This window comes from Bacillus cereus (genome assembly GCF_002564555.1).
Lineage (GTDB): Bacteria > Bacillota > Bacilli > Bacillales > Bacillaceae_G > Bacillus_A > Bacillus_A cereus_K.
Genome location: NZ_NUVD01000008.1, coordinates 75,815 through 98,905 on the forward strand (window position 1 = coordinate 75,815; position 23,091 = coordinate 98,905).

Sequence of the window (23,091 nt, forward strand, 5' to 3'; positions counted from 1 at the left end):
TTATTATTAATTAACGACTATTTAACGTCAACTATATCAAATGTACAAAACTATTGTAAACAGGAAGGGGTCTTTATTCAATGAAAATTACAGCTATTCATCTTTACGCAATTCGTTTACCACTTCGCAATCCGTTTGTTATTAGTTATGGTTCTTACTCTGATATGCCTTCTATTATCGTCAAAATGGAAACAGACGAAGGCATTATCGGTTACGGTGAAGGCGTTGCTGATGATCACGTTACAGGTGAATCATGGGAAAGTACTTTTCATACTTTAAAACATACGCTAGCTCCTACTCTTATCGGACAAAATCCAATGAATATCGAAAAAATACACGATATGATGGACAATACAATTTACGGTGTTCCAACAGCGAAAGCTGCAATTGATATCGCTTGTTTTGATATAATGGGCAAAAAATTAAATCAACCTGTATATCAATTAATTGGCGGGCGCTACCATGAAGAGTTCCCTGTCACTCACGTTTTAAGTATCGCCGATCCTGAAGACATGGCTGAGGAAGCTGCCTCTATGATTCAGAAAGGTTACCAATCTTTCAAAATGAAAGTCGGTACAAATGTAAAAGAAGATGTAAAACGAATTGAAGCTGTACGTGAACGTGTAGGAAATGATATCGCGATTCGCGTCGATGTAAACCAAGGCTGGAAAAATAGCGCAAACACATTAACAGCACTTCGTTCATTAGGTCATTTAAACATCGACTGGATTGAACAACCTGTTGTCGCGGATGATATTGACGCAATGGCTCATATTCGTTCTAAAACAGACCTTCCACTCATGATTGATGAAGGATTAAAAAGTTCTCGTGAAATGCGCCAAATCATTAAATTAGATGCGGCTGATAAAGTGAATATAAAACTAATGAAATGCGGCGGCATATATCCGGCCGTAAAACTTGCTCATCAAGCAGAGATGGTAGGTATTGAATGCCAAGTTGGATCGATGGTTGAATCATCTGTTGCCTCTTCTGCAGGATTCCATGTCGCTTTCTCAAAAAAAATCATTACTAGCGTCGAGCTAACAGGACCATTAAAATTCACGAAAGACATAGGAAACTTACATTACGACGTACCATTTATTCGCTTAAACGAAAAACCAGGACTAGGCATTGAAATAAATGAAGATACATTACAAGAACTAACCGTTTTTCAAGACAGTGTACGCTAAAGGAGGACTCCTACATGACAGTTCTATATGAAGGTTCATTAAAACAAAATAACGAGTCATTTCACGTTACATTACTAACAAGAGAGCATATCGAACAAATTTTATCATTACAAAACGTTGTAGTTGAGGCATTAGAAGATAAAGATCGTTTACAACCACTTTCCCAAGAAGAATTTCAATACATTCTAGAAGGAAACGGCATGATGATCGGCGCTTTTATCGAAAACGAACTCATCGCATTCCGTGCCCTACTCGTCCCTCCTATCGACGACGAACATTTAGGACTTGATATTGGTCTATCAGAAAACGAACTACACCGCGTCATCTATCAAGAAATCTCAAACGTTCATCCGAACTGCCGAGGAAATGGTATGCAAAAAATATTAGCAAACGTCATCATGGACGAACTACAAAAAGAAGATGGCAAATACGATTACGTTTGCTGCACCGTAGCTCCTTTTAACATTCCAAGTTTAAAAGATAAGTTTGCACAAGGGATGGAGATTGCTGCACTGAAGGAGAAATATGGCGGTAGTATGCGGTATGTTTTTGTGAAGGAATTGCGTGGGGATAAGGAAAATGATTGGGTTGATATTAAAACGGTTCCGATGATTGATGCTGGTGGACAGCAGGCGTTGCTTTCGGAGGGTTATCGTGGGTATGAGATGGAGAAAACAGACGATACTTTCATCGTGAAATTTAGACGATGATTGCTACGCTCGAACAAGAGGAGATGTCACAAGGGACACCTCCTTTTTTCGAGCCGTTGAACAATTCTGCAGTAAATAAAATTATATCAACGATACTCCTTCCTAAACCGTCATCTTCCAACTAGATAAAGCTAACCAGTTCTCCATTTCCTTATAATCAGGCATTATCTTCCCGACAAGGCGCCAAAACGATCGATCATGATTTAAATGAACCATATGGCACATTTCGTGAACGACTACATAGTCAATTACCCGCTGTGGTGCCATGGCTAACTTCCAATTGAATGTTAGCTGTAAATTCGAATCACAAGTTCCCCACGTACGACTACTATCTGTAATACGAATAGAACGCGGTTTTGTTTTAAAGTTATTTTGATGTACTTTAATACTCTTCTCCACTAACGCCTTACACTGCTTATAGTAAAATCGTTTTAAAGCCTGCTGTATTTTCTCATCCTTAAGCTCTTTCACATAAATGTGGAGCTTATCTCCTTCAAAAATCGCATTGTCTTGTTCAATACTTGCATCTTGAGAAATCTGTATCGGATACGTGTTTCCTAAATACAGAAACCCCTCTCCTTGATCATAAGCCTTTTCCTGTGGACCACGCACTCTCTCCTGCATTTCCTTACGTGTTTTCTGAATCCAATCCCATTTCTCCTCTAGCAACTGGACTAAGTATTCAACAGGCGTCCCTTTCGGAGCTTGCACTTCCACATTTCCGTACGAATCTACAAAAAGACGCACAGACTTTTTCTTCTTATAAGTTATATGAAAATTAATTGTCTCACCTAAATATGTATGTACCATTTCATCACCTAGCGTATTATTTTTACAAATAAAAAAGAGTAGGATACGAACGTCCTACTCTATCTATTATATCATTTACTGCTTTAACGAACTTATTATCCTCTATACTTTACACCTAATCCCTTAATGAAATTCCTTGCGTATCTATCGCCGCACTCTTTGTAATTTTTATGGCCTTTTTTTCTTAACAGAGCTCCTAACTCTCCTTTTGTTACCGTAACGCCTACGCTATCTAATATATCAAGTACATCTTCACTCGTTAAAGATAGTGCGATTTTCATTTTCTTTAAAAGAAGGTTATTGGCACTCTCCTTACTCTGTACAGGTGCCGGTTGTCCTGGTTTTGGATCTTGCTTTCCTCTTTTTAAAGTAATAAATCCGTTTAAAAATGCCTCTAACATCATCATATCGCATGTTAGTACGTACTCATCTTCGATTACATCGTCATTTTCAGCTTCATGTTGCGGCGCTCTCTTTATTTTTGTAAGCATATCAACTACGTCTTCTTTCGTTACTTCCATCCCGCCAAGTTTAAAGATTTCCACCATATCTATATCTTTTATATCTAAAGCATATCTTACTCTTTTTAATATATCGTTGTTGCTCATTGCCATTATTTTGCCTCCTGAAATGTTGATTATAGTAATGCTTTTAGCATGTGTAAATTAATGTCGTTAAGTTACTACTTTAACATTTTAGGGGGAGGTTTTGTAGTCTTAGGTGGATTAATGCTTATGGGGATGATTTTCAAACAGCAACATATGTTGTTTAGGTACTTCGAATTATCCATTTTAACCCAATTAAATTATAATGATAATAGAATTAATATGGGAGGGAATCAATATTGAATTATCTAATTGGTTATAAAGATGCTGAACGAAACTTCGGACATGAGGACCCAATGCTAAGAGAATATACATATGGAGAGTCCGGATCTAATACCGAAAAGCTCCTAAAAGTACAAAAGGGAGATTTTCTATTCTTTCATAAAACAATACATAACAAGCGCTATATAACCGCATATTATGTGGTCGAAGAGGTCGCGCTTATAAAAGAGATCAAACAGAATCGGCTAATAATGAATAAATATGATAATCCTCACCTAAAGAAAGAGATAAAGCAACTGACACCAAGCGAATGTATTGCGTTTGGAAATCCTATTCAATCTAAAGTCCTTCAAGTTCCTTTGGAAATTACACCTGAATTACTAAGTAAATTATCAAGGCCCGCAAATCTTAATCCTAGTCAAACCTTGTTAAGTGCAATTTCTTCTGCTCTTCGCACTTGGAAAGAATTGAATCAATCTAATATTAATTTATTGTTAGATTTAATTGAACAAAATGAGTCTAAAGGTAGACTCACTAATAGAATTTTAACCGCTGAAGAAGTATTTCAAATTTTAGAAAGAGATATCGAAAAATTTATCATTTCTAACCCTGCAATACTTGGTGCAAACTATATAATTGAAAAATCACAGCATATCTTCTCAGATGAATCACGTTTAGATTTGTTACTAAGAGATACCTCTAATAACGAATTTATTGTAGTAGAAATTAAGAAAGGGCCTATTGATCGAAATGCTTTAAATCAAATTAAACATTATATCAAACTATGTAAAAAAGAGTTAAAATTACATACTGTAAAAGGTATTTTAGTTGGTAATGGGATAGCTCCTTCCTTTGAAGATGATATTAATAAAGCAAAAAAGGATGGGATAATCGTGCGAAATTACGGATGGGGATTTACGATTAATTAACACACTTGAAAATGGACTAGCCTGATATAGGTTAGTCCATTTCTTGTTATGCACCACTAATTTAGTGGGCAACTCAAACATGAATGTTACGCAAAATTCAGGTGAAATATATTGATTATGTTTACTTAGGTTTTACTTTTTATTTGTGGTACGGTTCACCGTAACTAATCTAAATAAGGTTATTGTTTATTATTTTCATAATTAAATTTAACAAAAAAGGTAGTGCCTTCCGATCCTGTTTGAATTTCTATTTTTGCATTATGACGGGCAGCAATGGCATAACATATGCCTAACCCCAATCCAGTTCCATTATCTTTGGTCGTGTAAAATGGAGTACCCAGTTTCTCTAATACTTCAGGCCTGATACCTTTTCCTTGATCCCGCACTGCAAGCACCACACAATTTTGACCTTCCTTGTAGGTGCTAATGGTTAGAACTTTCCCTGTGCTCATCGCTTCTAAGCCATTACGGTATAGGTTTATTAATAATTGTCGTATCTCATTACGATTTAAAAGTAATTCCGGAATGTCATTTGTATCGACTTGAATATATTTATTTTGATTCTGCGTATCAATCTTTATTAAAGGAATAATATCGTGAATAATTAAATTTAAATCTAACATCTGTAAATCCGATTTCCTTGTATTACCGATTGAGAGAAATTCAGTAATAATAGAATTGGCACGGTCAAGTTCTTCAATCATTAAATTAAAGTACTTATTATGTTCCTCATAGGTGTTCTCTTCTTTTAATAACTGCAAGAATCCTCGTACTGTTGTCATTGGATTTCTAATCTCATGGCTGATACCTGCTGCCATTTGCCCTATTAAATCTATGTTGGATAACCTTTTCAATTCCTGCTCATATTGCTTTTTTTCCGTTATGTTTTTAAAAATACAACAAATACCATCATCATACGGGTACGCAATAACTTCGTGCCAATATTCATCAGGGGTAGAAAGAAATTCGAAATGCACTGTAGTTCGCTCTGACATTGCACGATGAAGTTCCTTATACATAACTGTGTCGACGCTGCTCAGGAAAACCTCCCATATATTCTTGCCTAATACATCTTTTGCTGTTTTTCTTTGTAGAAAATATTGATGCTTATTTACGTACGTAAATTCCCATTTATTATTCAAAGTAAAGAATCCATCCGTAATACTTTCAATCACACTTGTAACTTTTTCATTAGCAGCAGCTAGTTCTCTCGTTCGCTCTTCCACCATGCTTTCAAGTTGATCCATATATAACAAGTTTGAAAACGTAGGAGCTGTTGCATCAACGATAGATTTTGCCAGTTGAATTTGAGAATTATCGTAATTGTGAGCTTTTCCCCCTTCGCCAACGACGATTGCCCCTAATACTTCTCCCATTGAAACCAATGGAATCATTAGTAAACCCTTACTATCTATATTTTTTGTTTGAATAACCTCTTGGATCTTGGCTTCATAGCTTTTCTCCATCCAATCTGCTTCTGTCCAATCACAGTCCGTGCTTAACTTCGTTGTCTTAATCGTTGTTTTGTCTAGCGGGTCGAAAAGGTGAGCAGCCATGTTTTTACTCTCTAAAACCTGTCCTAAGTAAAAAAAACATTTATCAAAACTCTCCTGTATCGAGGAACACATTGATAAATCACGGGTAACATTTAGTAACAGCTGCTTCTCGGCAATAAGGTTTTCCTTTTGTGTTAAATTATTTGCGTTTTGAATTGCGACCGCAGCCATATTTACATAAGCTTCAACACTTTGAATTTCTGAATCTGTTAAGTTCATTGGAATTCCATAATCAAATAAAAAAACCAGACCAAATAACTCTTGTCCAAATGAAATAGGCAGAGCTAATAAGGACTTAATTTTGAACGCATCAACTGGTCTCGGATCCGGCCGATGGTCCTTTGAGGTATCGGGGATATAGATGGTTTTTTTGGTTTCAATAACTTCTTTTGCCAGTAAGTCTATTTCAGGATCAATTACCTGCGTATCGAGCGTTACGCCATTTATGGTCTCTGGTTTTCCTGCAAACCCTCTAAATGTTCCATCTTCCTGGGGTAAATAGATTCCAACAGCCTCGCACCTAACAAGCTCCTCTGATATCGCCATTGTTACACGCTGCAATACTTCACGTAGTTCTAATTTTGTATTTATTATTTTTGTTATATTCGCGAGCCTAGAATATCTCGTCTGATCACTTAACATTCACATAGCCTCCAATTATAGGCATAATCAAATAAAGTGAAACTTTAATCAGTGGGGGTTTTCTTCTTCCCCCACTGATTATCAGCCCTCACCAATCGGGCGTTTACGGGCAGTGGATCCACCTAACTTCTTTGCCCCAGCCGAATCTTGAGGTGGGAGTTTTACTGCCCACAAATAGCGGGATAAACATGATAATATGAGTGAAAATCAAGACCAACCTGCCATTTTCAATTTTCTCCTGTATTCTTGTCTTGTCCTTATTTTACATAGAATACCTCACTTACTTATGATACGGCTCACCTTAATTAAAATGAAACAAACGCTCATAAAATCGCTATCTCCTATCCCCTCTAACTTTCAAAAGTTACACTGTTTCACTATCTCCATCCTTATCAACACTAGCCTCAAACTTATCAAGCAACGCACGCACCTCATCTGTTGATTTCGTGCTCATCAATTGATTTCTTAGTTCAGCAGCTCCAGGGAATCCTTTTACATAAATTTTGAAGAAGCGGTGAAGCCCTGTGATTGAACGTGGTAGTACTTCTGCATATTGATCTTGAAGATCAAGTTGTAGTCTTAAAAGATCTAGATGCTCTTTACTGCTATGTTCTCTTGGCTCTTTTTCAAAAGCAAATGGATTTTTAAAAATACCTCTTCCAATCATAACGCCATCAATGCCGTATTTTTCAGCAAGTTCCAGCCCCATTTTACGATCAAGGATGTCTCCATTGATTGTTATTAACGTATTTGGTGCGATACTGTCACGTAATTTTTTGATCTCAGGAATTAGTTCCCAGTGCGCATCTACTTGGCTCATTTCTTCTCTTGTGCGTAAATGAATAGAAAGGTTTGCAATATCTTGTTTGAAAATATGCGTTAACCAATCTTCCCACTCACTTAACTCTTTAAAGCCAAGTCGTGTTTTTACGCTGACAGGTAGTCCGCCCGCTTTTGCTGCTTGGATAAGTTCTGCCGCAACGTCTGGACGCAGAATAAGTCCACTACCTTTTCCTCTTGATGCCACATTCGGTACTGGGCAGCCCATATTAATATCGATGCCTTTAAATCCTAGTTCAGCCATGCCAATACTCATTTGACGGAAGTATTCGGGATTGTCTCCCCAAATATGTGCCACCATTGGCTGTTCATCTTCTGTAAAAATTAAACGGCCACGTACACTTTTCATACCTTCTGGATGGCAATAGCTATCCGAGTTTGTAAACTCTGTGAAGAATACATCTGGGCGACCAGCTTCACTTACTACGTGACGGAAAACAACATCTGTCACATCTTCCATTGGTGCAAGTACGAAAAATGGTCGTGGTAAATCACGCCAAAAATTATCTATCATTTCAAATTCAAATCCTCTCACTATGAATACAATTTCAAACTCTCGATTAAAAAATATAAGGCCAAATAACAACAGCACATTTGGACATTTATAATTTGTGAAAATCAGCAATATTTATTTTAACTAAAATCGTTGCTGAATGGTATTTTTATAAACTAAAAAGCAGGTGGTATAGATTTTTCTATATCAACTGCTTTTTTATTATACCAACTTAAGCCAAGCCACACACTCCACATGAGTCGTATGCGGGAACATATCAACAGGTTGCACTTCCTGCGTTTTATATCCGCCTTCTTCTAGTACTTTTAAGTCACGTGCTAATGTTGCTGGGTTACATGATACGTATACGACGCGTTTTGGCTTCATGTCGATGATTGTGTTTAGTAATGCTTCGTCACAGCCTTTACGCGGTGGATCTACGACCATTGTGTCAGCAATTACGCCTTCTTTGTACCATTTTGGAATGACTACTTCTGCTTCTCCTACGCCAAATTCAGCGTTTGTCATGTTGTTTAGTGCTGCGTTTCGGTTTGCGTCTTCGATTGCTTCTGGGACGATTTCAACGCCGTACACTTTCTTCGCTTTTTGCGCTAGGAATAAGGAGATTGATCCGATTCCGCAATAGGCATCAATTACTGTTTCGTTACCATCTAGCTTTGCGTATTCTAACGTTTTATCGTATAGCACTTTCGTTTGTTCTGGGTTTACTTGATAGAATGAACGTGCTGAAATCGCAAATTTGATGTCACCGATAAAGTCATAAATATATTCTGATCCGTACAGTACTGTCGTTGTGTCTCCGAAGATTACGTTTGTACGCTTCGTGTTTACGTTTTGTACAATCGATTTTACTTCAGGGAATTTCGCTGCGATTTCTTCAATGATTGCTTTTTTGTTTGGTAGTTCAGCTGTGCGTGTAATAAAGACAAGCATAATTTCCCCTGTTACTTGTCCGTAGCGAGCCATTACGTGGCGAAGTGTTCCTTTGTTACGCTCTTCGTTGTACGCCGAGATACCATGTTTCTCACAAATACGTTTCACTTCTTGAATTAATGTATCGTTTTCTTCCGCCTGAATTAAGCATGATTCCATATTAATGATGTCATGTGTTCCTTGGCGATAGAAACCAGCTACAAGCCCGCCTTCACGTTCTCCAATTGGTACTTGCGCTTTATTACGATATACCCACGGGTTTTTCATACCAAGTACAGGATGAACAGGAACATCGTTTAGTCCTCCGATGCGCTGCATAACGTCACGTACTTGTTTTTCTTTCGCTTGTAATTGTCCTTCATACGTTAAATGCTGAAGCTGACAACCTCCGCACTCGTTGTACACGGGGCATTCTGCATCTTTACGATATGGGCTTGCTTTATGAAGCTTCATTAAACGACCGAATGCGAAGTTTTTCTTCACTTTAATAATTTTAATTTGCGCTTCTTCACCTGGTAATCCGTTTTTAACGAAAATAGGATAGCCTTTTACTTTCGCAACACCGGCACCATCATGTGTTAAATCTTCAAACACTACATCTATAAATTCGTTTTTTTCAACTGGTGGCGTCATTTTTGTACTCATTTTCCGACCTCTCTTTTTCATAACACTGCGTTACATTTTATCATACTTATATGGTCTATTTCTATTGGAAGAAAAAAAGCTATTGACGATAGTTCTCTAGTAATGTTACGCTACTACTAATTTAATACGGACGATGTTACCTCATATATACTCGATAATATGGATCGAGAGTTTCTACCCGGCAACCTTAAATTGCTGGACTATGGGGAAAACTAATGAATATTAGCCTATGTGCAAAAAAGGACTCATATTGATTAGCTTTCTCTCATAGATGAAAGTGAATCCATATGGGTCTTTTTTTATTTTCATTTTTCTAAAAGGTCAGACATCTTACGTATGACATAAAACCTCTTCCTTTATTTTTAGTAATATAACGAGCGTTTTATGTACAAACTTTATACGAACTTCTGAAAGGGGCAACTACATGCAATATGTAATGAGCATTATCGGTATTCTTGTCGTTTTAGGTCTATGTTTTGCTTTGTCAAACAACAAAAGTAAAATCAACTTCCGTGCAATTGCTATTATGATTGGTTTCCAAATTTTAATTGGTTGGTTTATGTTTGGCACAAAGATCGGACAGCAAATTATCATCTTCATTAGTAAAGTTTTCAACAAACTAATTAAACTTGGTACGACAGGTGTCGATTTTCTCTTTAATGGAATTCAAAGAGATTTTGTCTTTTTCTTAAATGTATTATTAATTATCGTATTTTTCTCAGCACTACTTTCTATCTTTAGTTATTTAGGTGTTTTACCATTCATCGTTCGTGTTATCGGCGGTGCACTTTCAAAAGTTACTGGTTTACCACGCGTTGAATCATTCCACGCAGTAAACTCTGTATTCTTCGGTTCAAGTGAAGCGTTAATCGTTATTAAAAATGATTTACAACATTTCAATAAAAACCGTATGTTTATCATTTGTTGTTCTGCGATGAGCTCAGTTTCTGCCTCTGTAACAGCATCATACGTTATGATGTTAGATGCAAAATATGTATTAGCTGCTCTTCCGCTAAACTTATTCTCAAGCTTAATCGTTTGTTCATTATTAACACCAGTTGATACGAAAAAAGAAGATGAAGTGATTCAAAAATTTGATAGAACTTTATTCGGTGACAGCTTTATCGGTGCAATGATTAACGGTGCGCTTGATGGTTTAAAAGTAGCTGGTATCGTCGCTGCATTAATGATCGCCTTCATTGGTGTGATGGAAGTTGTGAACTATGTAATTAGCGCTGCTTCAGGTGCAATGGGACATGCTGTTACATTACAACAAATCTTCGGTTATATCCTTTCTCCATTCGCATTTTTAATGGGTATTCCAGCTCAAGATATTATCCCAGCTGGTGGTATTATGGGTACGAAGATTGTCTTAAACGAGTTTGTAGCAATCCTTGACTTAAAAAGCGCTGCTGCAACATTAGCTCCACGTACAGTTGGAATCGTTACAGTATTCTTAATTAGCTTCGCAAGTATTAGCCAAATCGGTGCAATCGTTGGTACAATCCGTGCCCTTTCTGAAAAACAAGGAAGCGTCGTATCTAAATTTGGTTGGAAAATGCTATTTGCATCAACACTTGCTTCTATTTTATCTGCGACAATCGCTGGATTGTTTATTTAATAAAAAATCACCTTACTCTTTTAAGTAAGGTGATTTTTTTGATTCTTTATGAAATCGAACGGAATTCAACTACTTCCTCTTTACTAATAAGCTTTCCTTCGTGTATACCTTTTACTGAAATATCAATAATGGATTTATTTTCTCCTTCAAGCTTACCTAAAGAAAATAAATAAATTAAATTTTGTTCTTTTAGCACCCATTGCTTACCATGCCAGGGCCCTGTTATCTTTTGGTCCAAAGATGTTTTTTCTTCTCCAACATACTGACATTCTCCAAACGGGGTTTTTACTATATTTTTCTCCGTATCAATTACTATATTTTGAAATAGCTCTAAGTTTTTACTTGAAACAATTTCTATCTCATGGTTACTTTTTTGCTTAAATTGAAGTTTCCCATAACTTGTATTAGATAAACTACTATTCTCAACGGCATTTCTAAAAAAATTATATTCTTCTTCTGTAATACCAAAATTCGGATGATAAGGCTTCACCTGCTTATCTATATGCCCCGATATATAGTTTACATACCACTCTTTATCATTTTTCACATGATCACTCATTTTTTTAGTAATAACCTCTACTTTTTTACGGGTATCACGATCCATTTCAATCGTCATAATATCCGCCGTAACTTCCGCATTCATAAGATGCGATGGAATATACTCTTCCACACTATTCGCTTTACTCGCTTCACTTTGACACCCGACTGCAAATAGCAGGGTGAGAAGAATATATACTAGTTTTTTATATTTCATTTCTGTTCTCCACTCCGTACATCATTCTCACTTAATTTGATGGCGGTTCTTATTATAAGCCAAAATCCTTATATTTTAATAAAAACTACTACCATATGCAAAATTGCATATTTACAAGCCTTTCTCTTACTTTAAAATTAGCTTAAAACATTTACCAAAATATACAAATTAGAAGTTTGGAATGTTATAATTTGTAAAAAAACATTGGAGGACTTTATGAAATTTCACGCCCTTTTCGATTTTTTACATTTACTAGTCTTGAGCATGAAAAGCTATTATGTATGGGGAATGCCTATCTATGTCTTCATTATTCCTCTTATTTTTGTAGTCGGTTATATTATTATCAATTCTAATAAAAAACGAAAGAACACACCGATTCAAAGTCACTAATCTATCCCCCTAATGGCTCCCCTAAAAATCATATTCCCCTCATTTTCTTCAAATGATATGATGATCAAGGGTATATCCCCACCACTCTTATAGCGGTGGGGATTTTGATGCAAATATGTAACATACTACACAATAGAAGGTGATTTTATGAGAAAATACGCAGCCATTGCTTTATGTACGTCTGCCATTCTAGCAGGGTGTAACACTAGCAATGTAAGTCAAGAACCTAAAAAAGAGAAACAGGTTCAAGAAGTTAAGAAACAAGAAGAGACTGTGCAAGAACAAGGGAAGATTTCTTATAATCCAATTACATACGAATCTACAAACACAATTATTCATATAACAGATATAAAAGATTCTTTAACCGAAGTACAATATACAATTTGGCGTACAGCTGATGGAAAGGAAAGTGCTAAATCTTTTTCTTCTAAAGAAAAGGAGAAACAATTTACACTTCCTTTTGATATAAAAGAATTTGAAGGAAAACGTGGTGAGTTCCAAATTGAAGCAACAGGAATAAAAGGAGATGGGAAAACGCTCCCGCTCACAAAAGCTACTATTACCTTCGAGCAAAAAGTCCCTGTTCTTATGTATCATGCAATTGACGATTATCACGGACAAGGCATTAAAGACTTATTCGTATCACCTGCTAACTTTGAAGCGCAAATGAAATATTTAAAAGACAACGGTTATACATTGTTAACGTTTGAACACTGGGGCGATATAAATAAAGTGAATAAACCTATTTTCGTTACATTCGATGATGGTATGAAAAATAATATGAATGCATTTCGTGTTTTACAAAATCTAAAAGATGATACTTTTAAACCAACAGCAATGGAATATATGATTGTTGATAACGTTGATGTAGAAGGCGCTCTTTCTACATCTGAAATAAAAGAAATGGTTGATTCCGGTATTTTCTCCGTGCAGTCTCACACAGCAACACATGCAGACTTACCGAAAATTACAAACTATGAAGAAGAATTAAAAGGCTCGAAAGAAAAGTTAGAAAAAATAACGGGTAAGCCTGTTATCGCAATTGCTTATCCATTCGGTCATGTAGATGATAAGGTTGTCGCAGAAACGAAGAAATACTATCAATTTGCAACGACAACGAAGCCTGGACAATTCATTACGAAAGGTGAACCGGATGAGTTGTTACAAATGAAACGTGTTCGTATACACCATACAACGACTGTAGAGCAATTTGCTTCTTCGATTAAATAACTAAGAGAGCTCAATATATTTTGGGCTCTCTTTTTACGCTATATTTATATATATTTTTTGAATTTTCTTGTATTATATATAGTAAGAAATCTTTTAAATTAAAGGAGATTATACATATGTCATTTGAACAAACGTTAGAGAAATATGCTGCCCTTGCAGTTAATGTTGGTGTTAATATTCAACCTGGACAAACTTTATCAATTAGCGCACCTCTTGAAGCTGTACAATTCGTACGCCTCGTTACAGAAAAAGCATATAAATCTGGTGCAAAACACGTATATGTGGATTGGAATGACGAGACGTTAACACGCTTAAAGTTCGATCTAGCTCCTGAAGAAGCTTTCTCTGAATTCCCTTCTTGGAAAGCACATGCTCGTGAAGAATTAGCAAAAGAAGGCGCTGCATTTATGTCTATTTATGCAGAAAATCCTGATTTATTAAAAGGTGTAGAACCAACGCGTATCGCAACAGCTCATAAAGTAGCTGGAGAAGCGATGAAAGTATACCGTGATTATGTACAAGCAGATAAAGTAAGCTGGTGTGTCATTTCTGTTCCTACGAAAGAATGGGCTGCGAAAGTATTCCCTGACGTAGCGCCAGAAGAACAAGAAGCAAAACTATGGGACGCTATCTTCAAAGCTACTCGTGCTGATTTAGAAAATCCTGTAGAAGCATGGAAAGAACATGATGAGACGCTACATACAAAAGTGGATTACTTAAATGAAAAACATTATAAAGCTCTTCACTATACAGGTCCTGGAACAGATTTAACGATTGAACTTCCAGAGAAACATGTATGGGCTGGTGCTGGTAGCTTAAATGAAAAGAACGTACCATTTATGGCTAACATTCCAACTGAAGAAGTATTTACAATGCCTCTTAAAACAGGTGTAAACGGCCAAGTATCTAGCACAAAACCGTTAGCATTTGCAGGTAACATTATCGATAACTTCACGTTAACATTTGAAAACGGACGTATCGTAGACTACAAAGCTGAAGCTGGTGAAGAAGCTTTAAAACATTTAGTAGAAACAGATGAAGGTTCTCACTTCTTAGGAGAAGTTGCTTTAGTACCTCATGACTCACCAATTTCAAACACAAACATTTTATTCTACAATACACTATTTGACGAAAATGCATCTTGCCACCTTGCAATCGGAAATGCTTATGCATTTAACTTAGATGGCGGTAAAACAATGTCTAAAGAAGAACTTGCTGAAAATGGTGCAAACGCTAGTATTACTCACGAAGACTTCATGATTGGTTCAGCTGAACTTGATATCGACGGTATTACTGCTGATGGCAGACATGAACCTATCTTCCGTAAAGGTAACTGGGCGTTTTAATAAAAATAAAAGGCTATCTTCCACGCTGGAAGATAGCCTTTTATGATGCTGATGACACTTTCAGTCCGATTACTCCTAAAACGATAAAGAGAATACAAAATACTTGGAATAAACTAATGTGTTCTTTAAAAAAGTACACACTAATAATTGTAATAAGTAATGTTCCAACGCCAGACCAAATTGCATAAGCAATGCTTAAGTTAATCTTTTTCACAACGATAGCAAAGACGCTAAAACAAATACCATAGCACACGAAGATAAGTACACTTGGAACGAGCTTTGTTAAGCCGTTCGATAATTTCATCGCAATCGTTCCAGCTACTTCAAAAATAATTGTTACGAGTAATAAGAGCCAATATACCATACTAGAATCTCCTTCTCTGTTACCTTATAGAGATTCTAGTATACTACTTATAGTCCTAACGAAATATATTTAATTTCTAAATATTCCTCGATACCGAAATGGCCACCTTCACGACCGATACCACTCTCTTTAAAGCCACCAAATGGTGCTTGTGCAACTGACGGAAGTCCGTCATTTAAACCGATAATACCGTACTCTAGCGCTTCGCTAATTTGGAATGCTTGACTAATATCTTTTGTGAAAATATATGCTGCCAAGCCGTATGGTGTATTATTTGCTCGCTCAATTACTTCTTCAACTGTTTTAAATTTCGCAACTGGTGCAACTGGTCCAAATGTTTCTTCAGTCATACAAAGCATCGTATCATTCGCCAACCCAATTACAGTTGGTTGAATGAAATGTCCATCTAGCTCTGTAACCTGTTGGCCTCCATATAAGAGTTCTCCACCTTTTTGAACTGCATCTTCAATATGTTCTTGTACTTTTGAAACTGCATTCTCATCGATAAGTGGTCCTACAGTAGTTCCGTCACCGAATCCGTCTCCGACTTTCAGTTGTCCTACTGCCTTTTGGAACTTCTCTACAAATACTTCGTATACCTCTTCTTGAACGAATACGCGGTTTGTACATATACACGTTTGCCCTGCATTACGGAATTTCGAACCAATTACCGCTTCTACCGCCTTATCTAAATCTGCATCATTCATTACGATAAATGGAGCGTGACCACCTAATTCTAATGAAACTTTTTTCATCGTTTGTGCAGCGCTAGCCATTAATTCTTTCCCAATTTCCGTTGATCCTGTAAAGGATACTTTTCGAACGCGGTCATCTTCCATCCACGTATCAGCAATTGCTTTTGCACTACCTGTTACAATATTTATTACACCTTTTGGAATGTCTGCTTCATGTGCTAATTCAACTAACTTCAATGCTGTTAACGGTGTTTGACTTGCAGGTTTTACAACTGCCGTACAACCTGCTGCAAGCGCTGGAGCTACCTTTCTCGTAATCATTGCAGCTGGGAAGTTCCAAGGTGTAATAGCTGCCATAACGCCAACTGGTTGCTTCATAACTAAAATACGTTTATTCGGGTGAGAAGCAGGAATCATTTCACCATATACGCGCTTTCCTTCTTCTGCATACCATTCAACGAAGCTATTTGCATAATTCACTTCACCAAGTGCTTCTGCAAATGGCTTTCCTTGTTCTTTCGTCATGATTGCCGCAATCTCTTCTTTATTTTCATCAATAAGCGTAAACCATCGTTTTAACTTCACTGCACGATCTGCTGCTGTTAATTTTGACCATGTTTTAAATGCCTCATGTGCAGCATCAACAGCTTGCTTTGCCTCTGTTACTCCGCCCTTTGGTACAGTTGCAAATATTTCCTTCGTCGCTGGATTATTTACTTCAATTTGTTCCTGTAGTGTAATCCACTCACCATTTATATACATTGCCTTTTTCTCCACATTTACGAAAGTCGCTTTTTTATCCAATGTTCTCTTCCTCCTCTATATCATCGTTCTCTTTAGAATCTCTCTTATACTTATTAAATAGCATTCTCATAAAGAAATATCCACCTAATAACGTCCATCCTAATACCATAAGCCATTCATAAGGCCAAACTAATGCTGCTGGCATACCAGGCATATATAGTAAAATAAAACCGATACTTAATACTACGGCAATACTTCCTATTACTTTTCCATTCTTCACTCGAAACGGCCTAGCCATATTAGGTTCTGTTTTGCGTAACTTTAAAAAGGATAAACTAACTAGTAAGTACGAAACAACAATCCCAAGTCCACCTGCATTTACAATCCATACAAGTGCTGGTCTTCCAAGTAACGGAGCAAAAAATGATAGTATCCCCAGGAACATAATCGCATTCGTAGGTGTTTTATATTTCGAGTGTACTTTTCCAAACCAAGCTGGAATCATTTCATTTTTCGCCATCGCATATAGTACACGGCTACCACCAATGATAAAGGCATTCCAACTTGTAATAATTCCAGCTAATCCACCAAAGATTAAAACATTCGCAAATATTTTTGATCCAAAAACTGCCCCCATCGCATCAGCAGTTGCCAATTTTGTATTCAAGAGTGCGTTTTGATCCAATGCCATCGAAACCCCTACCGTAATAAGTAGATAGAATATGACCGCGCAAACGACAGAGAATATTAAAAGTTTTCCGATTTCTTTAAACGGAAGATTTACCTCTTCTGCGACTTGAGGAATAACATCAAATCCAACAAATAAAAATGGCACCATGATCAGAACAGCCATAACACCGCCCGCACCATTTATAAATAGCGGCTCTAAGTTTTTTGTATCCCCATTAAACGCAGAACCAAACACAAGCATAATACCTGTCGCTACAATAAACACTGTAAATATGCTTTGAAATACAGCAGCTGTTTTCACACCAAAATAGTTAATGATTGTAATAATGAGTGCCCCACCCATTCCAATCATCGCCCACGTCAAGTATACATCCCAGCCCCCTATCGTCCACAAATAAATGCTCTGATAGTCTGGTAATATATAATCGACTACTGTTGGTAACGCAACTGCTTCAAAAGTAACAACCGATACATATCCAAGCACCATTGCCCATGATGCAATAAAGGAAATCCTTTTACCATAGGCCTTATTTACATATAACAAACCGCCGCCTGTTTCCGGCATAGCAGAAGCAAGCTCCGCATATGTTAATCCAACAAAAATAACGAGCAAACCACCTATAATAAAAGCAATAACTGCTCCTAAAGAACCAGCAGATGTAACCCAATCCCCTGAGAGTACAACCCAACCCCATCCAAGCATTGCACCTATCGCAAGGAAAAGAACATCAAAACGTGATAGCACCTTTTTAAGTTCCTTCTTCTCCTCCAACATAATCCTCCTCTATAAAACGTTTAATTTTCCTAGTAGCTGCAGACTGGCTTATTTTCAAGAATTCTGCGACTTTATAGCTTGATCCATGTGTTTTATACGCTTTTAAAATAATGTTGCGTTCCACTTCTTCCAACATTTTATAGAGACTTTGACCTGACTGTTCAACTGTTGATTCCTGCATCGCTATTGGTAAATCTTCTATCGTAACGATATCGTCAGCAGTTATAACAATTCGTTCAATTACATTTTCAATCTCCCTATTATTTCCTTCCCAAGGGTACCCAACAAACATTTGCAATGTGCTAGGTGCTAATTTAACATTCCGCCCATATTTTTCATTAAAGTGCTGCAAATAATGATAAATGAGTGGCAAAATGTCTTCTGTTCTTTCCCGAAGTGGCGGAATTGAAATGGGAATGACATTCAAACGATAGTATAAATCCTTCCTAAATGTTCCTTGTTTCACCATCGCACTTAAATCTCTATTTGTTGCCGCTACAATTCTAACGTCCACCTTCTTTAATTCTCTTCCGCCTATAGGGCGAAACGTTTTTTCTTGCAACACTTGCAGAAGCTTCGCTTGAATTTCAAGCGGCATTTCACCGATTTCATCTAAAAAAAGGGTTCCTTTATGCGCTGATTCTAATAGACCCTTCTTCCCTTCACGATTTGCACCTGTAAAAGATCCACCTGAATATCCGAAAAGCTCCGATTCAATTAAATTTGTTGGCAATGCTGCACAATTAATTTCATAGAAACTTTCATTCTTCCGGTGACTCACTTCATGTAAATGACGTACCAAACGGCTTTTTCCCACCCCAGTTTCACCTAAAACGAGAACAGTACTATCTACCACCGATACTTTTTTGATTGTTTCGACTATTTTTTGCATAGCAATGCTTTTAAAAATAAGTCCTTCATGCTCATACGTTTCTCTTAATTCTTTTTTATATGTTTTTAACTGATTATCCATTTCCTCTACCTTTTGGCGTAATTGATAGAGTTCAGTAAGATCTCGAGAATAACTAATCACTCTTCTTAAATTGCCCTCGTCATCGAAAACAGGCCTTGTACGAACGTGTAAATACTCTCCTGATTTTGTCGTTTGAACGAGTTCAATTGGTTTCTTTTTTTCAATCACTTCTACTGTCGCTGATGGATAAAAGATCCCATCCTTTTGCAATTCTTTCACATGCTTACCTACTAACTCTTTAGCAGCTAGTTGATAGTGTCTTTCACATGTACTATTTACACGTACAACGATCCCCTTCTCATCAGTAACAAAAATCTCGTCAAACGCATATTCAAATACATCTTGTAAATCCATTAACACTCGTTCCTTTTCTGCAACCATCCTAGCCACCCCTGACTTCAAATCCTTCGATTCACTTCACTACCTTTATTATAAATCGAATTTTCTGGATTTTATATAGAGTCAGCTAGAATGTTTGCGATTTATTATTCAGCTTTTAAACACGAGCGATATTCGCTTGCTCATAACAAGCTTGTAATGATTCTTCAATAATCGTTAATCCTTCTTCAAGTTGCTCATCTGTAATAACTAATGGCATTAACACACGAATAACATTTCCATATGTTCCTGCTGATAATAAAAGCAACCCGCGCTTATTTGCTTCTGCACATAAATTAGCTGTTAATGTTTTGTCAGGTGCTTTCGTCTTACGATCCTGAACGAGCTCGAATGCACACATTGCTCCTAACCCACGCACATCACCGATGCAATTATATTTATTTTTCATCTCTTCGAATCGGTCCATTACGACTTTCCCTAATTCTATCGCTCTATCATTTAATTTCTCTTTTTCTATTACATCAAGTACAGCTAATGCAGCCGCACACCCTAGTGGACTTCCTGCATATGTTCCGCCAAGCTCTCCAGGCGCAGACTCGTTCATAATTTCTTTACGCCCAATGACACCACTTATCGGTACACCAGCACCTAATGATTTAGATACCGTAATTAAATCTGGAACGACATCATAATGCTCAATTGCAAAGTATTTTCCTGTACGGCTAAAGCCCGTTTGAATTTCATCCGCTACAAACAAAATACCGTGTTCTGAGCAAATGCTTCGTACTTCTTGAACAAATTTCTTACTTGGAATGATAAATCCGCCTTCTCCTTGAACAGGTTCCATTACAACAGCTGCAATTGTTTCTGGTGCTACTTCTGATATGAAGAAATTCTTGAACTCTTCAATGATAAAATCATCATACTGCTCTTCCGTTAAGCCTTCTGGACGACGATATTCATATGGGAATGGCGCTTTATATACTTCTGGAGCAAATGGACCAAATCCAAATTTATATGGTTTTACTTTACTTGTCATCGTCATTGTCATTAATGTACGCCCGTGGAAACCTTTTGAAAATGCAATAATACCAGGTCTTTTCGTATATTTGCGAGCAATTTTCACAGCATTTTCAACTGCTTCTGCACCACTGTTTAAAAATAGTACTTGCTTATCAAAACTCCCTGGTGCTAATGCAGCAAGCTTTTCTGCTAATTCAATATACGGCTCATACATCATGACATTAAAGCCAGTGTGAATATATTGATCTACTTGTTTATGAAGTGCTTCTTTAACAGCTGGGTGACAATGTCCTACGTTAATTGTCCCTATTGCCCCTGCGAAATCAATGTACTGATTACCATCAACATCTGTTACAAGAGCTCCATTTGCAGACTGTACAAACGTTGGGATGCCGTTACTTACTCCTTTTGGCACTATATTTTGGCGGCGTTCTAATAAAGCTGCTGCTTTCGGTCCTGGAATTTGTTCATTTACTTTAGCAAATTTTTTTGTGTTCATTGCGTACCCCATCCTTTTCTTTACATTGTTTTCTCTTTCTATTGCAAAATGCATGCCAACTTCTCTTTCTAGCATTCATCCTATATTCTTTGGATTTCGACATAAAAAATAAGTCTATAAAGACNNGTCTTTATAGACTTATTTTTCTTACACATTAGACTTTCCTTACTCCCAAACAAACTCACCAGAAAGAGAAATAAACTCACCAACAGATTGTACTACTAAATCCGCAAGTGGTTCTAAAGTTTGACGGTCTCCCGTACCAGATAGCACCCCAATTGCATAGCAATCGCCACCGTTTTTAGCTAAATGTAAATCAGTTGGCGTATCTCCAACGACTGCCACTTCACACGACTCTAAACGAAACTTTTCACAAAAAGATTCTATAATTCTTTTATCCGGCTTTTGTGCTGGAAATGTATCTGAAGCTACAACATAATCAAAAAAAGACTCTAATTGATATTGTTTTAAAAATAATTCTGTCGGTGCGAAATCATCAGCTGTAACAACACCTAAAATAAACCCTCTATCCTTTAAACTTTGTAAAATTTTCGGTAAATCTGCCGTCATTCTCATATGGGAACGGTGCTCGTACATAAGGGAAAATAACTTTTCACTTACCCACTCATGCATCTCCTCTTCCTTACATGACGTAATATACTTACAAAGCCCCTTTGCTACATCAAAGCTTGTTCCAGCCGCTATTGCGCTACGCGGATGAACAAATAACCCGTCCACACCAATTTCTTTTAATAAGGCCTGCTGCATTGACTCTGGGAGTTGATATAATTTTACACATTCCGCTACAAGTTCTTCAGCTACTTTTATCCAAATTGAATGAAAATCCATTAATGTCCCATCTTTATCAAATAGTATTGCTTTTACCTTCTCCATAGCATCCTACCTCTCGTTTCTTATCTCCTCCAGTGTATCAATAAAATATGGATGTAAAATAAACGAATTGTAAAAATACCATAAAAATCAAACTAACTTCCAATTTACAATTCCTCTACACAAAGAAAAAGGATGCCTTTACAGGGCATCCTCTTGCTGTTCAGGAACAAATAGTTCAAGACAATGATATATATTTTCGAATTCCATCGGTGCATCTCCACCATATTCGCCATCTAAATTAATCATTAGTTTATCTGGTGAATGCACTTTAATTCGGTTCGCTTGTGTGTATAGCACTTTTGGATTGTTAATATGTTCACCACGTTGCGCTTGCGTTGCTGCTTTAATTAAGTCAGCAATAGAACCTTTTTTCAGTACTAATAAATCAAATAATCCATCGTTAATCGATGCATATGGTGCTACCTTTTCAAATCCACCGACTGAACGAGTATTCGTAATTAAAAACATCGTAATTTCTTCTTGGAGTAATTTCCCATCATACTCAATTTCAACGTATGTTGGATGTAAGGACGGTAACATTTCGATACCTTTTAAATAATAAGCAAGTTGGCCTAATACTGTCTTTAACTTACTTGGTACTTCATATGTTAATTCTGTAATACGTCCGCCACCAGCAATATTAATGAAATATGTATCATTTGCTCTCCCAAGATCTAAAGGAACTGTTTTCCCTTCACAAATAATATCCGCTGCCTCTTCAATAGCACGCGGAACACCGATTGCACGTGCAAAGTCATTTGTCGTTCCAACTGGAATAATTCCAAATTTCGGGCGATGTTCATGTCCCACTAAACCATTTACTACTTCATTTAGCGTACCGTCACCACCAGCCGCAATAACAACATCAAACTTGCGATCCGCAGCTTGCCTCGCCGCCACAGTTGCGTCTCCAGGACCAGTTGTCGCATGACAAGATGCTTCATATCCAGCTTGTTCTAATTTTTGCAATACTTCCGGTAAGCTCTTCTTAAATAGCTCACGCCCAGAAGTAGGATTATAAATAATTCTTGCTCGCTTCATCATTTATTAGCATAGGAAATTTCTTTATTCATTGAAAAAGAACATACCGAAACTCTATTCAGTATTCCTATGCCTACCTCCTCTCATCTTCCTATCCTTCTTTTATCCCGCTCAAAC

At 37.0% G+C, this 23,091-nt stretch carries 19 protein-coding genes and 1 riboswitch; of the genes, 6 read left to right on the forward strand and 13 right to left on the reverse strand.

Annotated features, from left to right (window positions below; translation table 11 throughout):
• Positions 1-80: 80 nt before the first annotated feature.
• Positions 81-1,190, forward strand: coding sequence for a mandelate racemase/muconate lactonizing enzyme family protein (locus COI75_RS03705; RefSeq protein WP_000704480.1), 1,110 nt, complete (start codon positions 81-83; stop codon positions 1,188-1,190).
• A 14-nt stretch (positions 1,191-1,204) separates the two neighbouring features.
• Positions 1,205-1,900, forward strand: a complete 696-nt coding sequence (locus COI75_RS03710) for an N-acetyltransferase (protein WP_000217530.1) — start codon at positions 1,205-1,207, stop codon at positions 1,898-1,900.
• A gap of 102 nt (positions 1,901-2,002) precedes the next feature.
• Here COI75_RS03710 and COI75_RS03715 read toward each other — a convergent pair whose 3' ends face one another.
• Both COI75_RS03715 and COI75_RS03720 read right to left on the reverse strand, forming a co-directional pair.
• Positions 2,003-2,710: a M48 family metallopeptidase gene (locus tag COI75_RS03715; protein ID WP_000233750.1), complete on the reverse strand. Its 708-nt coding sequence runs from the start codon at positions 2,708-2,710 to the stop codon at positions 2,003-2,005.
• A 95-nt stretch (positions 2,711-2,805) separates the two neighbouring features.
• A complete protein-coding gene (locus tag COI75_RS03720) occupies positions 2,806-3,324 on the reverse strand; it encodes a DUF1456 family protein (RefSeq protein WP_001251700.1) in 519 nt (172 codons plus the stop codon).
• A gap of 230 nt (positions 3,325-3,554) precedes the next feature.
• Between COI75_RS03720 and COI75_RS03730 the strand changes: the two genes are divergently transcribed.
• Complete coding sequence (locus tag COI75_RS03730; RefSeq protein ID WP_098448237.1) at positions 3,555-4,466, forward strand: endonuclease NucS domain-containing protein; 912 nt, start codon at positions 3,555-3,557, stop codon at positions 4,464-4,466.
• 179 nt (positions 4,467-4,645) lie between these two features.
• Here COI75_RS03730 and COI75_RS03735 read toward each other — a convergent pair whose 3' ends face one another.
• The 3 genes from COI75_RS03735 to rlmD all read right to left on the reverse strand — a co-directional run bounded on the left by COI75_RS03735 (position 4,646) and on the right by rlmD (position 9,596).
• Complete coding sequence (locus COI75_RS03735) at positions 4,646-6,664, reverse strand: GAF domain-containing sensor histidine kinase (protein ID WP_098448238.1); 2,019 nt, start codon at positions 6,662-6,664, stop codon at positions 4,646-4,648.
• 364 nt (positions 6,665-7,028) lie between these two features.
• Entirely contained in the window at positions 7,029-8,018 is a 990-nt protein-coding gene (locus COI75_RS03740) for a tRNA dihydrouridine synthase (RefSeq protein ID WP_000566694.1), read from the reverse strand.
• Between the two features lie 201 nt (positions 8,019-8,219).
• Positions 8,220-9,596, reverse strand: a complete 1,377-nt coding sequence (gene rlmD, locus COI75_RS03745; protein WP_000105012.1) for a 23S rRNA (uracil(1939)-C(5))-methyltransferase RlmD — start codon at positions 9,594-9,596, stop codon at positions 8,220-8,222.
• A 121-nt stretch (positions 9,597-9,717) separates the two neighbouring features.
• Positions 9,718-9,819: riboswitch (purine riboswitch) on the forward strand.
• Between the two features lie 201 nt (positions 9,820-10,020).
• On the opposite strand from rlmD, the gene COI75_RS03750 reads away from it, so the two are divergent.
• Positions 10,021-11,217 (forward strand): NupC/NupG family nucleoside CNT transporter, encoded by a 1,197-nt coding sequence (locus COI75_RS03750; protein ID WP_001200501.1) that lies wholly within the window; start codon positions 10,021-10,023, stop codon positions 11,215-11,217.
• A gap of 46 nt (positions 11,218-11,263) precedes the next feature.
• On the opposite strand, the gene COI75_RS03755 is transcribed toward COI75_RS03750, so the two are convergent.
• Entirely contained in the window at positions 11,264-11,971 is a 708-nt protein-coding gene (locus tag COI75_RS03755; RefSeq protein WP_000875627.1) for a hypothetical protein, read from the reverse strand.
• Between the two features lie 537 nt (positions 11,972-12,508).
• On the opposite strand from COI75_RS03755, the gene COI75_RS03760 reads away from it, so the two are divergent.
• Positions 12,509-13,591 carry a polysaccharide deacetylase family protein gene (locus COI75_RS03760; RefSeq protein WP_098448239.1) on the forward strand — a complete coding sequence of 361 codons (1,083 nt, stop codon included), beginning with the start codon at positions 12,509-12,511 and terminating at the stop codon, positions 13,589-13,591.
• Between the two features lie 116 nt (positions 13,592-13,707).
• Positions 13,708-14,937 carry an aminopeptidase gene (locus tag COI75_RS03765; protein WP_000007376.1) on the forward strand — a complete coding sequence of 410 codons (1,230 nt, stop codon included), beginning with the start codon at positions 13,708-13,710 and terminating at the stop codon, positions 14,935-14,937.
• Positions 14,938-14,977: 40 nt separating this feature from the next.
• On the opposite strand, the gene COI75_RS03770 is transcribed toward COI75_RS03765, so the two are convergent.
• The 7 genes from COI75_RS03770 to COI75_RS03800 all read right to left on the reverse strand — a co-directional run bounded on the left by COI75_RS03770 (position 14,978) and on the right by COI75_RS03800 (position 22,977).
• A complete protein-coding gene (locus tag COI75_RS03770) occupies positions 14,978-15,301 on the reverse strand; it encodes a DMT family transporter (RefSeq protein ID WP_000263256.1) in 324 nt (107 codons plus the stop codon).
• Positions 15,302-15,348: 47 nt separating this feature from the next.
• Complete coding sequence (gabD, locus tag COI75_RS03775) at positions 15,349-16,800, reverse strand: NADP-dependent succinate-semialdehyde dehydrogenase (protein WP_000358116.1); 1,452 nt, start codon at positions 16,798-16,800, stop codon at positions 15,349-15,351.
• Positions 16,793-18,205, reverse strand: a complete 1,413-nt coding sequence (locus tag COI75_RS03780) for an APC family permease (RefSeq protein WP_002095935.1) — start codon at positions 18,203-18,205, stop codon at positions 16,793-16,795. The genes gabD and COI75_RS03780 overlap by 8 nt, the downstream gene beginning before the upstream one ends.
• Positions 18,180-19,559, reverse strand: a complete 1,380-nt coding sequence (locus COI75_RS03785; protein ID WP_000225166.1) for a sigma-54 interaction domain-containing protein — start codon at positions 19,557-19,559, stop codon at positions 18,180-18,182. Before COI75_RS03785 ends, COI75_RS03780 begins: the two co-directional genes overlap by 26 nt.
• Before the next feature lie 115 nt (positions 19,560-19,674).
• On the reverse strand, positions 19,675-21,039 hold the full coding sequence (gabT, locus tag COI75_RS03790; RefSeq protein WP_033658041.1) for a 4-aminobutyrate--2-oxoglutarate transaminase: 1,365 nt from the start codon (positions 21,037-21,039) through the stop codon (positions 19,675-19,677).
• 165 nt (positions 21,040-21,204) lie between these two features.
• The gene (locus COI75_RS03795) at positions 21,205-21,933 is read right to left on the reverse strand and encodes an HAD family hydrolase (protein ID WP_000416674.1); all 729 of its coding nucleotides are present in this window, start codon (positions 21,931-21,933) and stop codon (positions 21,205-21,207) included.
• A 138-nt stretch (positions 21,934-22,071) separates the two neighbouring features.
• Positions 22,072-22,977: a diacylglycerol kinase gene (locus COI75_RS03800; protein WP_000977669.1), complete on the reverse strand. Its 906-nt coding sequence runs from the start codon at positions 22,975-22,977 to the stop codon at positions 22,072-22,074.
• Between the last annotated feature and the right edge of the window lie 114 nt (positions 22,978-23,091).

Coding starts and splice junctions, on each gene's coding strand:
- COI75_RS03715 (WP_000233750.1), bottom strand. CDS start 2,710: ATGGTACATACATATTTAGGTGAGACAATTAATTTTCATATAACTTAT.
- COI75_RS03705 (WP_000704480.1), top strand. CDS start 81: ATGAAAATTACAGCTATTCATCTTTACGCAATTCGTTTACCACTTCGC.
- COI75_RS03740 (WP_000566694.1), bottom strand. CDS start 8,018: ATGATAGATAATTTTTGGCGTGATTTACCACGACCATTTTTCGTACTT.
- COI75_RS03750 (WP_001200501.1), top strand. CDS start 10,021: ATGCAATATGTAATGAGCATTATCGGTATTCTTGTCGTTTTAGGTCTA.
- COI75_RS03800 (WP_000977669.1), bottom strand. CDS start 22,977: ATGATGAAGCGAGCAAGAATTATTTATAATCCTACTTCTGGGCGTGAG.
- COI75_RS03720 (WP_001251700.1), bottom strand. CDS start 3,324: ATGGCAATGAGCAACAACGATATATTAAAAAGAGTAAGATATGCTTTA.
- COI75_RS03735 (WP_098448238.1), bottom strand. CDS start 6,664: ATGTTAAGTGATCAGACGAGATATTCTAGGCTCGCGAATATAACAAAA.
- COI75_RS03765 (WP_000007376.1), top strand. CDS start 13,708: ATGTCATTTGAACAAACGTTAGAGAAATATGCTGCCCTTGCAGTTAAT.
- COI75_RS03780 (WP_002095935.1), bottom strand. CDS start 18,205: ATGTTGGAGGAGAAGAAGGAACTTAAAAAGGTGCTATCACGTTTTGAT.
- COI75_RS03795 (WP_000416674.1), bottom strand. CDS start 21,933: ATGGAGAAGGTAAAAGCAATACTATTTGATAAAGATGGGACATTAATG.
- COI75_RS03785 (WP_000225166.1), bottom strand. CDS start 19,559: ATGGTTGCAGAAAAGGAACGAGTGTTAATGGATTTACAAGATGTATTT.
- rlmD (WP_000105012.1), bottom strand. CDS start 9,596: ATGAGTACAAAAATGACGCCACCAGTTGAAAAAAACGAATTTATAGAT.
- COI75_RS03770 (WP_000263256.1), bottom strand. CDS start 15,301: ATGGTATATTGGCTCTTATTACTCGTAACAATTATTTTTGAAGTAGCT.
- COI75_RS03710 (WP_000217530.1), top strand. CDS start 1,205: ATGACAGTTCTATATGAAGGTTCATTAAAACAAAATAACGAGTCATTT.
- gabT (WP_033658041.1), bottom strand. CDS start 21,039: ATGAACACAAAAAAATTTGCTAAAGTAAATGAACAAATTCCAGGACCG.
- COI75_RS03760 (WP_098448239.1), top strand. CDS start 12,509: ATGAGAAAATACGCAGCCATTGCTTTATGTACGTCTGCCATTCTAGCA.
- COI75_RS03755 (WP_000875627.1), bottom strand. CDS start 11,971: ATGAAATATAAAAAACTAGTATATATTCTTCTCACCCTGCTATTTGCA.